The organism is Burkholderia sp. E168m23 (assembly GCF_016586125.1).
GTDB classification, from domain to species: Bacteria; Pseudomonadota; Gammaproteobacteria; order Burkholderiales; family Burkholderiaceae; genus Burkholderia; species Burkholderia orbicola.
Window position 1 is genome coordinate 1 of record NZ_BCPP01001551.1, and the last position, 859, is coordinate 859.

Consider the following 859-nt stretch of genomic DNA (forward strand, 5'->3'; position numbering starts at 1 on the left):
GCCGGCGACGGCTTCAACCTCAACCTGCCGATGCCGCACGGCGCGCCGGAGTCGGCATTCTTCGAGCGGCTCGACGACGCGTTGCGTGCACTCGCGCGGTTCCAGCCCGATGCGCTCGTGCTCGCGCTCGGTTTCGACATCTACAAGGACGATCCGCAATCGCAGGTTGCCGTCACGACCGACGGGTTCGGCCGGCTCGGCGGTGCGATCGGCGCGCTCGGCTTGCCGACGGTGATCGTGCAGGAGGGCGGTTATCACCTCGCGAGTCTCGAGGCGAACGCACGCGCGTTTTTCGGCGGGTTTGCGGCCGGGCGCTGACCGAGCCGTCGGAACCGGGCCGCACGCCGGAAATAACAACGGCCGCATGGTGCGGCCGTAAAAAAGCGAGCGGAAGGTTCCCGGCAGTCCGGACGTGCTCGTGCTTACGAGTTCGCGGCGGCCGGCGAGCGGCGGCGCTGCGTGACCTGCAGCATCACGAGTGCGAGCCCGGCAGCGGCGATCAGCGCGCCGACGAGCGGCACCGCCGCGTAGCCGAACCCCGCCGAGATCGCCGCACCACCGGCGGCGGCGCCCACCGCGTTGCCGAGGTTGAACGCGCCGATGTTGACGGCCGATGCAAGGCCCGGCGCTTCATGGGCCGCGCGCATCACGCGCATCTGCAGCGGCGGCACGACCGCGAACGTCGCGATCCCCCAGACCAGCAGCGTAACGCCGGCGCCCGCATGGGTGGTGGCGAGCAGCGGGAACGCGGCCATGGTCGCGATCGTAATAACTTCGTATAGCATACATTATACGAAGTTATACGACCTGCGTCCGGCTCCATCAACACATTCCGATATCCCGCGATACCGGTGCGGCG

Annotated in this window: 2 pseudogenes; one reads left to right on the plus strand and one right to left on the minus strand. The window is 68.6% G+C overall.

Annotation, left to right across the window (positions count from 1 at the left end):
* A pseudogene (locus JMF90_RS38825) lies at positions 1–318 on the plus strand (histone deacetylase family protein); the annotation flags it as partial.
* A 104-nt stretch (positions 319–422) separates the two neighbouring features.
* Here the strand turns inward: JMF90_RS38825 and JMF90_RS38830 are convergent.
* A pseudogene (locus JMF90_RS38830) lies at positions 423–773 on the minus strand (MFS transporter); the annotation flags it as partial.
* Between the last annotated feature and the right edge of the window lie 86 nt (positions 774–859).